This window comes from Paenibacillus sp. EPM92 (assembly GCF_016586185.1).
In the GTDB taxonomy this organism is placed as follows: Bacteria; Bacillota; Bacilli; order Paenibacillales; family NBRC-103111; genus Paenibacillus_G; species Paenibacillus_G validus.
Genome location: NZ_BCPS01000050.1, coordinates 77,551 through 91,707 on the forward strand (window position 1 = coordinate 77,551; position 14,157 = coordinate 91,707).

Here is a 14,157-nt window from a genome sequence, read left to right on the forward strand (position 1 = left end):
AATGCTATAAGTGGGGTAAGTTCCATTTCTGATATTAAGAATAGGCGGTGTTTCCTATGGAGAAAGTGACGACTGAACAGCGATTTCAAGAAATCATCGGCGGTTCCAAACCGACCGTTGCCGTTTTTAAAGCCACATGGTGCAAGGACTGCCATTTCATCGAACCATTCATGCCGGAAGTTGAAGAAGCTTACGCCGACCGGCTGCAATTTATCCACGTGGACCGCGATGAGATGCCGGACTTGTGCAGCGAGCTGAATATTTTAGGCATTCCGAGCTTTATCGCTTTCAGGAACGGCCAGGAGCTGATCCGCTTTGTGAGCAAGCTGCGCAAAACGCGGGAAGAAATCGAACAGTTTCTGGATCGCGCGGTTGAAGTTGCGAATACGCTCGCTCCCTAACCGACGGATGGAGAATGCCCGGGACGGATCGCTTCCGCCTGGGCTTTTCTTCTTTCATCGCTTTGTAACAATTCCGCGTGGAATTGCCCCCTGATTATCGTTATAATGTTAATGAAACGTTCGTCGGTGTCCGATTATGTCGAGAAATAACGAACAAGAAGCGGGTGAAAGCGGATGAAGATGGAGCGAAGAATGAAGGCTTTATCATTGGCCAGTATGCTCGGCATGTTCTTGATTCTGGTCATGGGCGCGTTAGTGACCAAGACGGAATCCGGGCGAGGCTGCGGAGACGATTGGCCGTTATGCAACGGCAAATTCGTTCCGGCCTATACAATCGAATCTTTTATTGAATACAGTCACCGGTTTGTTGTCGGCGTCGTCGGGATCATTTTGCTCGCGACAACGATTCTTGTGTTTTTATACAGCAAGCGCAAGGACGCCAAGTGGTATGTCGGCGGCGCGATGTTCTTCACGCTGCTGCAGGCGGTTCTTGGAGCGCTTGCCGTCTTGTGGCCGCAATCGTCGGCCGTGCTCGCGCTGCATTTCGGATTTTCGCTGATGTCTTTCGCGTTTACGCTGCTCTTGTATTTGGTCTTTACCAAATACGGCGAAGCGATGCACCGCGGAGACGGTACGCGTCTAAGCCGGGGCGTCCGGATGTCGGTCTGGTTCGTGCTGATTTACAGCTATGTGGTCGTTTATTTGGGCGCATTCGTCCGCCATACGGAGTCGGTCGGCGGTTGTATCGGCTGGCCGCTCTGCAACGGTCAGGTGATCCCGGAATTTACCGGATCGACGGGCATCGTATTTGCTCACCGGGTGGCGGCGGCGGTGCTCGGTCTCGTCATCTTGGCGCTGTTCCTGTTCGTCCGTTCTCAAGCACAGCCGGACAGCAGCGTTTACCAAGCGGCCAAGCTGTCGCTGATCTTCGTCACGCTGCAAATTGCAAGCGGCGCGTTCGTCACGCTGTCGATCGGGTACGAAATTTACTTGCTGGCCAGCTTGCTGCATGCCGTGCTGATCTCCTGTTTATTCGGAATCCTCTGTTACTTCGGCATTACTTCCCTCCATACGGAGGAGCACAACGTTCAGGCTTACGCAGCTCCAAGGCTGCCGTAAGCCTTCTTCTTCATCTACATACTTAGAAAGTGAAGGGAGCAAGGCACACGCATGCGATTTTCCAACCTGCGCGCTTTTTTGGAGGCGCTTCGCCAAGAGAATCAACTGAAGGTGATTTCGGCACCGGTCGACCCGAATCTGGAGCTCGCGGAAATTCACCGCCGCGTCATTGAAGAGGAAGGGCCCGCCCTGCTGTTCACGCATGTAAAAGGAGCCTCCTTTCCCGTCGTTACAAACTTGTTCGGGACGAGCCGCCGCGTTGATCTCGCGTTCGGTCCGCGTCCGGAGCAGTTGATGAAGCAAATTGTCGGCGCGATGGATACGCTGCTGCCGCCGACGCCGAAGGCGCTGTGGGAGCAGCGTCAGCTTATTCTTGATTTGCTCAAAATCGGCACCAAAGGCGTCGGCCGGGAGGCTGCGCCGATCCTGCAGCATTGCCGCACCGAAGCGCCTCTTGCCGGCTTGCCGGTTCTGACGTCATGGCAGGAGGACGGCGGTCCGTTCGTAACGCTGCCGCTTGTATACACGGAGCATCCGGTTACGAAGCACCATAACCTCGGCATGTACCGGATGCAGGTGTACGATCCGCAGACGACGGGCATGCATTGGCAAATCCATAAAGGCGGAGGCTTCCATTACCATGAAGCCGAGCTGCGTAACGAACCGCTGCCGGTTACGGTGTTCCTGGGCGGCCCGCCGGCCTTGATCGCCTCGGCGATCGCGCCCGTGCCCGAGCATCTGCCGGAGCTGCTGCTCACTTCGCTGATGCTCGGCCAGAAGCTGCCGCTTGTGGACAATCCGCGGGGCGGACACCGGCTGATCGCTGAGGCCGAGTTCGCCATCGTCGGCAAGGTGGCGCCGCATGTGCGCCGGCCGGAAGGTCCGTTCGGCGATCACTTCGGCTATTACTCGCTTGTGCACGATTTCCCGGTCTTCGATGTGAGCCATGTATGGCACCGCAAGGACGCCATCTACCCGGCTACGATCGTCGGCAAGCCGCGGCAGGAAGACTATTACCTCGGCGAATATTTGCAGCGCCTGCTGGCGCCGGCGTTCCCGATGGCGATGCCCGGCGTGAAGGAACTGTGGGCGTACGCGGAAACCGGCGTGCATCCGCTGGCTGCCGCCATCGTGCGCGAAAGCTACAGCCGCGAGGCGCTGGCGACGGCGTTCCGCATCTTCGGGGAAGGCCAGCTGACGCTGACCAAGTTCCTGATCGTGACCAATCAGCACGTCGATCTAAGCAACTTCCCGCAGCTGCTGGAAACGGTGCTGGAACGATTCGATCCGGCCACGGATCTGTTCATCTTCAATCACACGGCGCACGATACGCTTGATTATACCGGCGACCGGCTCAATCACGGCAGCAAAGCGGTGCTGCTCGGCGTCGGCGAGCCGAAGCGCAAGCTGCCCGCCGTCTACGAAAGCGGGCAGCTGCCGGGCATTCACAGCGCGGTTCCATACTGCCGCGGCTGTTTAGTCGTCGCCGGCGCTTCGTTCGCGGACGACCCCGAGCTGGCCGCCCGCCTCGTTCGCGACGCCGGCGAGCAGCTGCGCGATTGGCCGCTCGTCGTGCTCGTCGACGACACGGCGATCGCCTCCGGGCAAACGCCATTCCTGTGGACGGTGTTTACCCGGTTCAATCCGGCGGCGGATATGTATGCCGACGCCGAGCTGAGACGGCACCATATCGGGTACCGGGTGCCGATCGTCATCGACGCCCGGATGAAGCCGGGCTATCCGGACGAGCTGTTCCCGCGCGAAGATATCGTTGAATTGGTTGACTCGCGGTGGAACGAATATTTTGCTTAAGCCAAATCAACGACGAGGCCGGGAGAGATCCCGGCCTCGTCGTTTTTCAATTCGGCTCGCTGCTTTAATCCGTTCCATCAAGCCCGTTCGATGGTTTTCAGCCTAATCATGGGGTATAATAATAGTTATATCTTACGCGATGATGGAGATAAAACCATGTTGAGAGCTTTATTCGGCGAACCGCCGCGCAAGGACGAAGGGCTTCTGCTGGAAGCCAATCAAGCCATACGCAACTATTTGCAAGTCCTCTCGCGCATCCCCGGTGACCGGCAGACACCGCATGAGCGGCGCTTCGTCATCTGGAGCGAAAACTTCCTGCGTGCGGTGGACGAGCTGGAGCAGAGCGAGTATGCCGCGATTCTGTACGGAAGCCGGGTCAATTCGGATTACGTCGATCAGATGCAGCCCGGGGAGACGGACGAGTACCATCGTCATCTGTACTATTACCGCAACGCGCTGATCCGCCTGTTTGCCATTCTCGATAAACTCGGACATTTTCTGAACGAACGATTTGTACTGCAGACCGAGCGCGTCAAATCCCGTTTTTCCTATTTTACCGTACTCCGCAATATGCATCAGAACGGGCTGCACACGGATTTGGAGCAGCAGTTGTATGAGCTAAAGATAAAGTATAAAGAACCGGTCGACCGTCTGCGCAACAAGCGCAACATGGAGATTCATACGATTAACGCCGATCTGCTCGACGATTTGATGAAAGCGGAGGAGAGCAGACGCGGAGAACGGCTGCGTCCCGAGACGGAAGAGATCAAAGCCAATCTTGACGATCTGCGCGAAGGCTGCGAAATGGCCATGAAAGCCGTAACGACCGCATTCCGTTACATTGCCAGGCATCCGGCCGCGACTGCAGCGCCAAAGTCTGCGCCTACTTCCAGAGCGGGCGGACGGCGCGCCGGGCGTTGAAATCGCATCCCGCCATCCACTATACTTGAGGAAGAACTGGAAGCGGGGAGGAACGGAGCATGCAGCCTATGCGGAAAACCGCACTCATTACCGGAAGCGCCAAGGGACTTGGCAAGATGACCGCGCTTCTGCTTGCTGAGCAAGGCGTCGACCTGCTCGTCAACTACGTCAACAGTGCGCAGGAAGCCGAGGAGCTGTGCGCGCGAATTCGCAGCCTGGGCGTAGAAGGTTACGCCGTTCAAGGGGACGTAGCAAAGCCTGCGGACCGGGAACGTCTTGTCTCGGAAGCCGTCAACCGCTTCGGCAAAATTGACATTCTGATCAACAACGCCGGTCCGTTCATTCGCGAGCGCCGCTTGTTTCGGGATTACGACGCATCGGAGATCGAAGGATTGATGCAGGGGAATTTGCTCGGCGTCATGCATCTGGACCATCTGGTTCTGCCGATGATGCGGCAGCGTCAATGGGGGCGCATCATCCACTTCGGCTTCGGTCACGCCTCGGAGGCGCGAGGCTGGCCGCACCGAGCCGTATACGCCGCTGCCAAGGTAGGCCTCGTCTCGTTCACGAAGACGATCGCCGTCGAAGAAGCGGCCAGCGGCATTACGGTCAATATGATATGCCCGGGGGATATTCGCGGCGCGAACAAGGAGCGGACGATCGACGAAGTGGAGCATCTGCATGACGACGAATCGCCTAGGGGGCGTCCGGGAACCGGAGAAGACATCGCCCGCGTAATCGCCTTCTTGTGCGAGGAACGGTCGGACTTCTTAACCGGCAACATTATCGACGTCTCCGGGGGGCTTGATCCGATACGAGCGATCGTCGGCAGCGGCGCGAAGACGAAAGCGAGCGCAGAGGCGGGTACGAACGCCTGAAAGGCAAGAAAGGGCCGACCCCCGGAGGGTCGACCCTTTCTTGCTTGGCAAGTGCAATTAGAACACCTGTATAACCTCTTGCACGCCTTCCACTTCTTCAAGCAGCGCGCGCTCGATGCCGGCTTTCAACGTAATCGTCGAGCTCGGGCAGCTTCCGCATGCACCCATCAATCTTAGCTTAACGATGCCATCTTCCACGTCTACGAGTTCCACGTCACCGCCGTCGCGCTGCAGGAATGGACGAAGTTTATCTAAAACTTCAAGCACTTCGTCATACATAGTGCTTTGCTGCGTACTCTCACTCATTTGCATCATCTCCCTTCTATCCTTTATTATATTACAATCGTTTGAAAATTAAAATGGCTATAAGGTGGGGAAGCGTCCATGAGACCGATCATAGAATTTTGCACAAACAATATGCATCACGGCACAGATAAGCTGATGAAGGCGCTGGAAAGCAACCCCGAGTACGACGTGATCGAGTATGGCTGTCTGGGGAATTGCGGCGAGTGTTACTTGTTCCCGTTCGCCCTGGTGAACGGCGAGATCGTCGCAGCCGAGACGGCCGAAGGATTAGACGAAGCGATTCAAGCGAAAATAAAAGAGATCGAAGCGATGTTCGATCTCTTAGGGGAATAAAACTATCCGAAATGGCGCTTGGACATCCAGAGCACGCCGCTTTTAATCGCCCGCGGCATCATGCCGAGCATGACGGTGCGTTTGCCCATCATACCGAAGCCGGCCTTCTTGCCGAGCGACCCGAGAACTCCCTTGAGCTTGATTTTACCGAGCCGGGGAGTTTCGTTTTTCCATACCGCTTGTAATACTTCGGCAACCTGCTCGCCTTGGGCTTCGGCGGCCTGACCGCTCGGGGAGAAGGGGAGCGACGCACAATCGCCGACGATGTAAATCTCTTGATAGTCGGGCAGTTGATGGTATTCGTTAATGATTAGCCGTCCTTGCGCATCTTTAGGCAGATCTAACTGTTGCACAATCGGGCTCGGTTGAATGCCCGCCGTCCATATGGTGATGTCCGTTTGGATGATCTCATCGCCGTTATACAAGAGGCCGCCCTCCAGACGGGAGAGCGAGACGTGCGAGCGCAGCTCGATGTCATGCTCCAGCATCCACTCGCTTACGTAGCGCTGCACCTTCTGCGGGAACGGAGACAGGACGCTTGCGCCGCGGTCCAGAATGCGGATGTTCAGATCGGGCCTGCTTTCCCGGAGCTCGGCCGCCATCTCCACGCCGCTGAGGCCGCCTCCGACGATCGTGACTTGACCGTAGGGGGCAGTGTCGTTGGCGCCTTGATACGTTTTTCGGGTGGCGGACAACGTCTGGATGCTGTTCGAGAACTCTTTCGCGCCGGTAATGTTGTGGTACTTATCGACGCAGCCGAGCGCGATGACAAGCCAGTCGTACGAGAGCGGATCGTCATTCTCGAAGTGCACGAGCTTCGACTCCGGATCGACGGACGTCACTTCCCCGTACTTCAAAATCAGCCGCGGATCGACCGGAAACTGGACGCGTATGTCTTTATCGGACACGGTTCCCGCCGCAAGCGCGTAGTATTCGGTTTTCAACCCTTGATACGGCATGCGGTCGATCAGGATCATGACCGTATCAGACGGCAAATCCCCCTCGAGCAATGTTTTGGCTACGGTCAAACCGCCGTATCCTCCGCCTAAAATGACAAGTTTTTTCATAACAACGGCAAACCCTTTCTCACATGCATTTTATTCGTAAACCTTGATCTCGTTGTAGAACGTGTCGCGTTCAACCGCAATTCGTCCCGCTCCTTGGATCAAGTAAACCAGCTCGTCCCGGGTCAATCCTTCAGGGGAAGTGGCTCCCGCCGAATGGCTGATCCGTTCTTGAATAATCGTGCCGTGCGCATCGGACGCCCCGAAGGCGAAGGCGATTTGCGTCAGCTGTGTGCCGAGATTGATAAAATAAGCTTTCACATGCTGAATGTTGTCCAGCATCAAACGGCTGATGGCGATCGTTCGCAAGTTATCGTAAGCGGAGACGCGGCGTTTCAAACCCGCATCGACGTTGGCCGGCTGCACGGAGTTAGGGATGAATACCATGAACCCGCCCGTTTCGTCCTGAAGCTCGCGTAAATACATCAAGTGGCGGATGCGTTCCTCGAACGTTTCGATGGAACCGAACAGCATCGTCGCGTGCGTTTTCAACCCGAGCTTATGCGCAGTCCGGTGCACTTCGAGCCACTGATCGGTAGAAGCCTTGTCGACGAGGTGCATCTTCTTGCGGTAGCGTTCGGACAAAATTTCCGCTCCGCCGCCCGGCATCGTGCCCAGCCCGGCGTCGATCAGCGTTTGCAGCACCTCTTTATAGCTTAGTCCGCTTAGACGGGAGAAAAACTCGATTTCCGCCGCCGTATGCGCTTTGATCGTGACGTCCGGGTAACGCTGCTTGAGACCCCGGATGCAGTCTACATAGTATTGGAAAGGTACGTTCGGGTTATGCCCGCCCGTAATGTGAAACTCGCGCATGCCGGGATGGTAATGCTTGTCGATATAGGCGAACATTTCTTCAGGCGTTAACGTATAGGCGCCCGGCTGGCCTTCGTCTCTCCGAAAATGACAGAATGCACAGTGCTCTTCGCATACGTTCGTAAAATAGAGACTCATGTTATCGACAAAATACACTTTCTTGCCGTTCTTGCGCAGGTTCACTTTGCCCGCCAATTGTCCGATCGTTAACAAATCGTCGGATTCGTAGAGGAACACGCCGTCCTCTAACGTCAGGCGCTCGCCGTGCTCTACTTTCTCAGCAATTTCGGCCATGCGCAATTCGGGGTTGCTGATTGCGGATTTCAATCGAATCCACCTCCGTAAACTGGATAGGCGCCCTTGGCCGTAGGCTCAAGGGCGCATGCTGATCACACATCATATATAAGATATCCTTATAACACAAATAAGGTTGAACAATACACCCTATTATAAACCTCCTGTTCGGGCTGGGCAATACATGGTTTCGACAAAAATGTTTCAGCAAACCAAGGTTGATTATTTCCATGGGAGTAAATGACACGATTACCATAAAATTTTATTTCAGTAAAGTGGAAAAACCTAAAATTTGGTATTTCAATTAGCCGCCAAATCTAGTATACTTTAGCATTGTCGGATTTCTTACTAAAACGATTTTTCTAAGAGGGGACGGTGCGATGATGCTGATTTCTGTTTCACAAGAGCAGTACCTGGCGCTTTCCCGGGAAATCGAGAGCGTTCGCGAACGGATGGTTCAATTGGGCAGTGAGCTCGGTTTGATGCATCCCGAGGTTCATCTGTGCAGCCAACAATTGGACGTGCTGTTGTTACGTTATTACGAAATTGATAAAATAAGAAGAAGCGGCGGGCAGGGAACAAAATCCCTTGAGGTGTCGGCTTCAAAAGAGTATACTTTATGTTAGAACCGATTTAATCGTAAGGGAGGCTGAATTCATATGATTACAATCAGCGAAACAGCTAGCGATAAAATTAAAGAAATGCTCGCGGCGGAGGAGTCGTCCAACTTGTTCCTGCGCATTGGCGTAAAATCCGGAGGCTGCAGCGGCTTTTCCTATGGAATGGGCTTTGACGATAACCAGAAGGAAGACGATAAAGTGATGGACATCCACGGATTGAAGGTGGTTGTCGACGCAGAAAGCTCCAAGTATTTGTACGGTGTCGAGATCGACTTCCAGGATGCCGGCATGGGCGGCGGCTTCACCATCAACAACCCGAATGCGGTAGCGACGTGCGGGTGCGGCTCCAGCTTCCGTACGAAAGAGGAAGATGCGGTACTGGCACAGCCTTGCGAGGATTAATCGCGGGAGCGGTGCGGGTTCTGATTCTGATCAATAGTTGATTACGGGTTGCGGATTGCACACCTCCTGACGTTAGTTCTACGGAACATACGTCAGGAGGTTTTTCGTTATGACCACGCTCCAGATTCTCTCAATATGATTTCTTCGGAAATAACGTTGGGAGTTTTTTTATTTTGGCGATTAACGCTGCGGTAGATAACGAAGAAGGTGAATAACTACGGTGGCTAAACGGAATTATCCACATGTGGATAAGCAGATTCGGCGCGTTATCAAGCCACTTATCCACGTCATCCACAACAGGGAAGGTTACTTCCATTTACCGCACAGATTTCCGATTTTACCATGAACATTAGCCTTACGTAAACTTAAAAAAACCAATCCAATTTCGGTGCTTGTACATTCGTATTCTATCGATTCGCCGATACCACTATCTAATAATTAAATATAATATAGTATTCTCTCATATTCAGGAGGTGATAGTATGTCGAAGATCACTACGAAACCGTTTGTTGTTCCCCGGATTACGGCTAGTGGACTGCCTATCGATAGTCTTGTTATTAATCTAAGAAACCTGGAAGATCATGCGATGAGAGTTTGTGCTACGGTTAATCGATATTTCCCGTACATGGAAACCGAAGGGGAGGTTCTTTACAAAGAAGAGGTCTTGCTGAGTCCGCATAGTGGTACAACTCATCTGGTCTACGGGTTCCATGCATCTGACAACCTTAGAGTTGTTGTGGAAGGGGATGTAAAGGATCCTGAGGGAGCAGGCACTGGAGTTGAAGTTTGGCTTGTGATCGGAAACAATGGCGTACCTTTTGAACCTAGCAGCTTATATCGGCATAGCGATTTTATTGAACTATACGATTGACATTCGTGGTTCATAAAAAAGAAGCCTTTCGGTAAAAGTCCCGAAAGGTTTCTTAACGCCCGCGTCAGCTCATTTCGCTTGCGGAGGGTCGGTATTCATATTCGTGTAATTGAGCAGTACGGTCAAATAACCGAGAACAACGTACAGCAGGGTCAGCATCCAGTCGAAATGATACAGGAACGGATACAAAATAAACCAAACGCCGCACAGCAAGCTGATCCAATTCGGCCATGAAGACCAACCGGTTCTGCCGCGGGCGAGCAGCGAGGAAACCGCTTGAAGCAGCCCGAACAGCACGCCGGCAAGGACGGCGCCGGACGTATCGGTAAAGCTTGCCCACCAAGGTGCTGTGAGCCAGAGGACGCCGATCATCGCCGTGAATCCGTTGCGAAAGGCCATCGCGTTCACCACCCCGATCCGTAATAAGAGCCGGCTGGAAAGCTAGCTCTTATTACATGATATGCAAGCGATTACATGATAGTTCGGATTAATGGCGCATGGGGTCAACACTTTGTTAGCGGGAGACGAGCACCCGAATACCTTGAATGACGTTGTAGATCGTAACGGCTGCATACAGAACGCCGCAAAGTACTAGCGCGATAATAAAACCGCTGAAGGTCGGCAGCGTAAAGACGGCGATCAACAAAAACAATAAAGAGGCGAAAGGCAAAATATGCGAGACGAACGCCGCTTTCGCATGATGCTTCACTTCCGGGTCATCGGTAATGAAGTAAATAACGATCGGGATAATGAACCCCGCGAAGAAAATGCTGAAATAGCATAAGGCCGAAATGAGTTTACGCGTTTCCAAGAGAACAGCCCCTTCCATCCGTAAAAGCTATTACGCAATACGCAGAACCGTAAATACGGTTTCGAGTCAAATGGGAAATTAAACCAAAGTTGATAAAATATTTTTATTGCATGCACGTCCGGTTTCATTGTGTATAACTTTGTCCACATGACCCGGCGCAGTATTATCCATTTTTCTACAGTTATTAACAAGATGCACACAGGTTGTGCACATATTGATGTGGATAACGGAACGCTTGTTCTAATTTTTGAACCGTGTTACTATAATTTTACTTTAAAGAATCAAGGTGATTGAGATGAAATTGATCAGTAATGAAATATTGGTGGATTCATACTTCAAAGCGCTCGATCTAAAATTGGAAAAAGAATTTGTCGAACTGCTGCTGGAAGAAATACATCGTCGCGAACTTAACCTGGATTATTACCGGGAAGGGGACGCGCAGGTTTCATGACCTGAACTTTCTTTCTCTCCCCTATCGGATAGTAGCCCTCATACTCCAAAAAAACCCCTCCTTCGCCGCTTAAAGCGTAAGCAGGGGTTATTTGTCACTACCGAGAACAATTGCCCTGAAAAACCGGCATTACCTCTTCATATTCGAGCTGTGCCCCGGGGACAGCTTCGCGGTCGGGTCGATGTACACCTTCGCGTTATTGATCGCAGTCGGCGCTTCGCCGAAGCCTACGGCAATAAGCTTCAGCTTGCCTGGGTATGTGGTGATGTCGCCCGCGGCGAAAATGCCCGGTATGCTCGTTTCCATACGGGAGTCGACGACGATCGAGCCGTTGTCGATTTCCAGTCCCCATTCGGCAATTGGTCCGAGGGAGGAGACGAATCCGAAATTGACGATAACCGCGTCAACGTCGATGACAGTTTCCACACCGCTCTTGATATCGGCCAGCGTGACTTGGGTAATCGTATCTTCGCCGTGAAGCGCCTTAATTTCTGTCGGCGTTACGACGTTGACTTTCGAATTCATCAGGTTTTCAACGCTGTGCTCGTGAGCGCGGAACTTATCGCGACGGTGAATAAGCGTTACCTGCTCGGCAATCGGTTCCAGCATGAGCGCCCAGTCCACGGCGGAATCGCCTCCGCCGCTGATCAAGACTTTTTGGCCTTTGAAGCGGTTAAGGTCGCTGACAAAGTAGTGCAAGTTTTTCTTCTCGTATTTAACGGCCTCGGGCAATTCCAGTCTGCGCGGCTCGAACGCTCCGACGCCTCCTGTAATGATAACGGCTTTGGACTGATGTACGCCTTTGTCGGTCGTAACTTCAAACAAACGCTCGTCTTTCTTCTCCACGGATAGCACTTTCTCTTCCAGGCAAATTTGGATGTCGGAGAAATGCTTCATCTGCTCGTCCAGATTGTTGACGAGCTCCTGAGCCGTTACTTTCGGAAAGCCGGCCACATCGTAGATGTATTTTTCCGGGTAAAGCGCGGCGAGCTGTCCGCCGAGCTGCGGCATACTCTCGATTAATTTGACGGATGCTTGGCGCATGCCGCCGTAGAACGAAGCGAACATGCCTGCCGGACCGCCGCCGACGATAATAATGTCAACAATTCCGCTACTCATTACAATAAGCACCTCCGGTACGATATGTATCCATTCTATTATAAACGTACGCTCTTTCCATGAAAATATGAAAGCATAGCGTATTTAGATTAAATTAATTAATGGTATTCATAACCTTTCCGTATAATTTCAATTCCGGCGGGAAAAAACGAGAGAGGAAACAATCGGGGGAATCCCTTTCTTAAGATGGCGAAAAAGGGGCGATTTTAATCAAAATAATACTTGCTATTTCAAGCGTATCATTATATCATTTCTTTTGAATTGGTTAAATTTGTTGTTGCATAAACACTTGAAACGCTTATATTTTGACTAACTGATGCCAAAAATAAAATTAAAATCACATTCCGGCATAGATTGTGTAATTTTTCACAAAGAATTTTGGTCAAACTTATAAAGAAATATAGAAAATACGCAAGGATGGAAGGGATAGAGCCATGAGTCGAATTCCAAGGATTGTCATTTTGGGTGCAGGTTACGGCGGTATTGTGACGGCGATCCGGCTGCAGAAGGAACTCAACTATAACGAGGCGGACGTAACGCTGGTAAATAAGCATGATTACCATTACATTACCACGCATCTGCACATGCCGGCTGCCGGCACGGATAATCCGGAAAATGCACGTGTCAGCATCTTAAAGTTGATCGACGAGTTCAAAATCGATTTTGTGAAATCGACAGTCGTTCAAATTCGCCCGCAAGAGAAGAAAGTTATTCTCGAAGAAGGCACGTTGTCCTACGACTACCTGGTTATCGGTCTCGGTGGGGAGCCGGAAACGTTCGGCATTCCCGGCTTGAAGGAATACGCGATGAACATCCGCTCGATCAACAGCGTTCGTTTCATTCGCGAGCATATCGAATATCAGTTCGCCAAATTCAAGCGCGAGCCTTCCCGTACGGATTACTTGACATTCGTCGTCGGCGGAGCAGGCTTCACAGGCATTGAATTCGTCGGCGAGCTGGCCGATCGCATTCCGGAGCTCTGTAAGGAGTTTGACATCGATCCGTCTCTCGTGAACATTTATAATATTGAAGCGGCTCCAACAGCTTTGCCGGGCTTCGACCCGGAACTGGTCGAGTATGCGATGAACGTTCTGAAGAACAAAGGCGTTACGTTCAAAATTGCCACGGCGATTAAAGAATGCACACCGGAAGGCGTCGTTCTGGCGACCGGCGAAGAGATCAAATCGGCCACCATCATCTGGACCGGCGGTATCCGCGGCAACCACATGCTGGAGGAAGCCGGTTTCGAAACGATGCGCGGCCGCATCAAAGTAGACGACACGCTTCGCATCCCGGGCCATGAGAACATCTACGTGCTCGGCGATTGCTCGATCGTGATGAGTCCGGAAGGCCGTCCTTATCCGCCGACCGCGCAAATTTCGATGCAGCAGGCGGAAGTGTGCGCGCACAATCTTGTTGCGCAAATTCGCAATTCCGAGCTGCAGAAGTTCGAGTACAAGCCGAAAGGCACCGTGGCCTCGCTCGGCCGCGGCGAAGCGATCGGCATCGTCGGCTCGCGCAAAATTAAAGGCGGTGTCGCGGCCGTGATGAAGAAGGTTATCGATCTTCGCTACCTGTACATTATCGGTGGCATCCCGCTCGTCTTGAAGAAAGGCCGTTTCTAAACGATGCGTCACTGCAGTGTGCAGGTTCGCGGGCTGCTGACCCGCGAGGAGCTCGACCGGTACAACGCCTTGATCGATGTCGGCCATTATCTGGAGACGCAAGACCGCTATGATCTGGTGGCGACGGTTCAGAAGGAGATCGACATTCTGATCCTGCCGGCCATTGAACGGTTGAAGGAGAAGTCTCGTCAACGCGACCGCGATACCGAGGAGTATTTGCGTCGCAAAGCGCTGGAGCAGGAACTCGCGAAGCTTGCCGAGGAAGACGACGACTAGAAGCCAAAAAAACCTTGCCTGACACGGCTGCTGCAGCCGTA

General features: G+C 52.7%; 18 protein-coding genes. 12 read left to right on the forward strand and 6 right to left on the reverse strand.

Features of this window, described 5'->3' with window-relative positions:
- The first annotated feature begins 56 nt into the window (after nt 1-56).
- The 5 genes from JMF85_RS09615 to JMF85_RS09635 all read left to right on the forward strand — a co-directional run bounded on the left by JMF85_RS09615 (nt 57) and on the right by JMF85_RS09635 (nt 5,131).
- Nucleotides 57-401, forward strand: a complete 345-nt coding sequence (locus JMF85_RS09615; protein ID WP_054798606.1) for a thioredoxin family protein — start codon at nt 57-59, stop codon at nt 399-401.
- A gap of 192 nt (nt 402-593) precedes the next feature.
- Nucleotides 594-1,520: a COX15/CtaA family protein gene (locus tag JMF85_RS09620; protein WP_230876078.1), complete on the forward strand. Its 927-nt coding sequence runs from the start codon at nt 594-596 to the stop codon at nt 1,518-1,520.
- 51 nt (nt 1,521-1,571) lie between these two features.
- A complete protein-coding gene (locus JMF85_RS09625; protein ID WP_127604903.1) occupies nt 1,572-3,332 on the forward strand; it encodes a UbiD family decarboxylase in 1,761 nt (586 codons plus the stop codon).
- 156 nt (nt 3,333-3,488) lie between these two features.
- Nucleotides 3,489-4,253, forward strand: a complete 765-nt coding sequence (locus JMF85_RS09630; protein ID WP_201318113.1) for a Cthe_2314 family HEPN domain-containing protein — start codon at nt 3,489-3,491, stop codon at nt 4,251-4,253.
- Between the two features lie 59 nt (nt 4,254-4,312).
- Nucleotides 4,313-5,131: an SDR family oxidoreductase gene (locus JMF85_RS09635; RefSeq protein ID WP_054799176.1), complete on the forward strand. Its 819-nt coding sequence runs from the start codon at nt 4,313-4,315 to the stop codon at nt 5,129-5,131.
- Between the two features lie 57 nt (nt 5,132-5,188).
- Here JMF85_RS09635 and JMF85_RS09640 read toward each other — a convergent pair whose 3' ends face one another.
- Nucleotides 5,189-5,437 (reverse strand): NifU family protein, encoded by a 249-nt coding sequence (locus tag JMF85_RS09640; RefSeq protein ID WP_127604899.1) that lies wholly within the window; start codon nt 5,435-5,437, stop codon nt 5,189-5,191.
- A 78-nt stretch (nt 5,438-5,515) separates the two neighbouring features.
- On the opposite strand from JMF85_RS09640, the gene JMF85_RS09645 reads away from it, so the two are divergent.
- On the forward strand, nt 5,516-5,770 hold the full coding sequence (locus tag JMF85_RS09645; protein WP_054797780.1) for a YuzB family protein: 255 nt from the start codon (nt 5,516-5,518) through the stop codon (nt 5,768-5,770).
- 2 nt (nt 5,771-5,772) lie between these two features.
- Here JMF85_RS09645 and JMF85_RS09650 read toward each other — a convergent pair whose 3' ends face one another.
- Both JMF85_RS09650 and mqnE read right to left on the reverse strand, forming a co-directional pair.
- Nucleotides 5,773-6,837 (reverse strand): NAD(P)/FAD-dependent oxidoreductase, encoded by a 1,065-nt coding sequence (locus JMF85_RS09650; protein WP_127604897.1) that lies wholly within the window; start codon nt 6,835-6,837, stop codon nt 5,773-5,775.
- A 30-nt stretch (nt 6,838-6,867) separates the two neighbouring features.
- Nucleotides 6,868-7,941 carry an aminofutalosine synthase MqnE gene (mqnE, locus tag JMF85_RS09655; RefSeq protein WP_373423885.1) on the reverse strand — a complete coding sequence of 358 codons (1,074 nt, stop codon included), beginning with the start codon at nt 7,939-7,941 and terminating at the stop codon, nt 6,868-6,870.
- A gap of 380 nt (nt 7,942-8,321) precedes the next feature.
- On the opposite strand from mqnE, the gene JMF85_RS09660 reads away from it, so the two are divergent.
- The 3 genes from JMF85_RS09660 to JMF85_RS09670 all read left to right on the forward strand — a co-directional run bounded on the left by JMF85_RS09660 (nt 8,322) and on the right by JMF85_RS09670 (nt 9,834).
- Nucleotides 8,322-8,567 carry an aspartyl-phosphate phosphatase Spo0E family protein gene (locus JMF85_RS09660; protein ID WP_230876077.1) on the forward strand — a complete coding sequence of 82 codons (246 nt, stop codon included), beginning with the start codon at nt 8,322-8,324 and terminating at the stop codon, nt 8,565-8,567.
- 33 nt (nt 8,568-8,600) lie between these two features.
- Complete coding sequence (gene erpA, locus JMF85_RS09665) at nt 8,601-8,963, forward strand: iron-sulfur cluster insertion protein ErpA (RefSeq protein WP_054797782.1); 363 nt, start codon at nt 8,601-8,603, stop codon at nt 8,961-8,963.
- A gap of 481 nt (nt 8,964-9,444) precedes the next feature.
- Complete coding sequence (locus tag JMF85_RS09670) at nt 9,445-9,834, forward strand: hypothetical protein (protein ID WP_127604895.1); 390 nt, start codon at nt 9,445-9,447, stop codon at nt 9,832-9,834.
- A 69-nt stretch (nt 9,835-9,903) separates the two neighbouring features.
- Here the strand turns inward: JMF85_RS09670 and JMF85_RS09675 are convergent, their stop codons facing one another.
- Nucleotides 9,904-10,233, reverse strand: coding sequence for an SPW repeat domain-containing protein (locus JMF85_RS09675; RefSeq protein WP_127604893.1), 330 nt, complete (start codon nt 10,231-10,233; stop codon nt 9,904-9,906).
- 115 nt (nt 10,234-10,348) lie between these two features.
- Nucleotides 10,349-10,645, reverse strand: a complete 297-nt coding sequence (locus JMF85_RS09680) for a magnetosome magnetite crystal formation protein family (RefSeq protein ID WP_054797785.1) — start codon at nt 10,643-10,645, stop codon at nt 10,349-10,351.
- Between the two features lie 295 nt (nt 10,646-10,940).
- Between JMF85_RS09680 and sda the strand changes: the two genes are divergently transcribed.
- A complete protein-coding gene (gene sda / locus JMF85_RS09685) occupies nt 10,941-11,096 on the forward strand; it encodes a sporulation histidine kinase inhibitor Sda (RefSeq protein ID WP_054797786.1) in 156 nt (51 codons plus the stop codon).
- 129 nt (nt 11,097-11,225) lie between these two features.
- Here the strand turns inward: sda and JMF85_RS09690 are convergent, their stop codons facing one another.
- The gene (locus JMF85_RS09690; RefSeq protein ID WP_201318114.1) at nt 11,226-12,215 is read right to left on the reverse strand and encodes an NAD(P)/FAD-dependent oxidoreductase; all 990 of its coding nucleotides are present in this window, start codon (nt 12,213-12,215) and stop codon (nt 11,226-11,228) included.
- Nucleotides 12,216-12,649: 434 nt separating this feature from the next.
- On the opposite strand from JMF85_RS09690, the gene JMF85_RS09695 reads away from it, so the two are divergent.
- Both JMF85_RS09695 and JMF85_RS09700 read left to right on the forward strand, forming a co-directional pair.
- Complete coding sequence (locus JMF85_RS09695; RefSeq protein WP_054797787.1) at nt 12,650-13,840, forward strand: NAD(P)/FAD-dependent oxidoreductase; 1,191 nt, start codon at nt 12,650-12,652, stop codon at nt 13,838-13,840.
- 3 nt (nt 13,841-13,843) lie between these two features.
- Nucleotides 13,844-14,116, forward strand: a complete 273-nt coding sequence (locus JMF85_RS09700; RefSeq protein ID WP_054797788.1) for a hypothetical protein — start codon at nt 13,844-13,846, stop codon at nt 14,114-14,116.
- Nucleotides 14,117-14,157: the final 41 nt, after the last annotated feature.

Bases quoted from the DNA above. Each gene is read 5' to 3' on its own strand.
- JMF85_RS09615 (WP_054798606.1), top strand. From the start codon at position 57: ATGGAGAAAGTGACGACTGAACAGCGATTTCAAGAAATCATCGGCGGT.
- JMF85_RS09620 (WP_230876078.1), top strand. From the start codon at position 594: ATGAAGGCTTTATCATTGGCCAGTATGCTCGGCATGTTCTTGATTCTG.
- JMF85_RS09625 (WP_127604903.1), top strand. From the start codon at position 1,572: ATGCGATTTTCCAACCTGCGCGCTTTTTTGGAGGCGCTTCGCCAAGAG.
- JMF85_RS09630 (WP_201318113.1), top strand. From the start codon at position 3,489: ATGTTGAGAGCTTTATTCGGCGAACCGCCGCGCAAGGACGAAGGGCTT.
- JMF85_RS09635 (WP_054799176.1), top strand. From the start codon at position 4,313: ATGCAGCCTATGCGGAAAACCGCACTCATTACCGGAAGCGCCAAGGGA.
- JMF85_RS09640 (WP_127604899.1), bottom strand. From the start codon at position 5,437: ATGAGTGAGAGTACGCAGCAAAGCACTATGTATGACGAAGTGCTTGAA.
- JMF85_RS09645 (WP_054797780.1), top strand. From the start codon at position 5,516: ATGAGACCGATCATAGAATTTTGCACAAACAATATGCATCACGGCACA.
- JMF85_RS09650 (WP_127604897.1), bottom strand. From the start codon at position 6,837: ATGAAAAAACTTGTCATTTTAGGCGGAGGATACGGCGGTTTGACCGTA.
- mqnE (WP_373423885.1), bottom strand. From the start codon at position 7,941: ATGGCCGAAATTGCTGAGAAAGTAGAGCACGGCGAGCGCCTGACGTTA.
- JMF85_RS09660 (WP_230876077.1), top strand. From the start codon at position 8,322: ATGATGCTGATTTCTGTTTCACAAGAGCAGTACCTGGCGCTTTCCCGG.
- erpA (WP_054797782.1), top strand. From the start codon at position 8,601: ATGATTACAATCAGCGAAACAGCTAGCGATAAAATTAAAGAAATGCTC.
- JMF85_RS09670 (WP_127604895.1), top strand. From the start codon at position 9,445: ATGTCGAAGATCACTACGAAACCGTTTGTTGTTCCCCGGATTACGGCT.
- JMF85_RS09675 (WP_127604893.1), bottom strand. From the start codon at position 10,233: ATGGCCTTTCGCAACGGATTCACGGCGATGATCGGCGTCCTCTGGCTC.
- sda (WP_054797786.1), top strand. From the start codon at position 10,941: ATGAAATTGATCAGTAATGAAATATTGGTGGATTCATACTTCAAAGCG.
- JMF85_RS09690 (WP_201318114.1), bottom strand. From the start codon at position 12,215: ATGAGTAGCGGAATTGTTGACATTATTATCGTCGGCGGCGGTCCGGCA.
- JMF85_RS09695 (WP_054797787.1), top strand. From the start codon at position 12,650: ATGAGTCGAATTCCAAGGATTGTCATTTTGGGTGCAGGTTACGGCGGT.
- JMF85_RS09700 (WP_054797788.1), top strand. From the start codon at position 13,844: ATGCGTCACTGCAGTGTGCAGGTTCGCGGGCTGCTGACCCGCGAGGAG.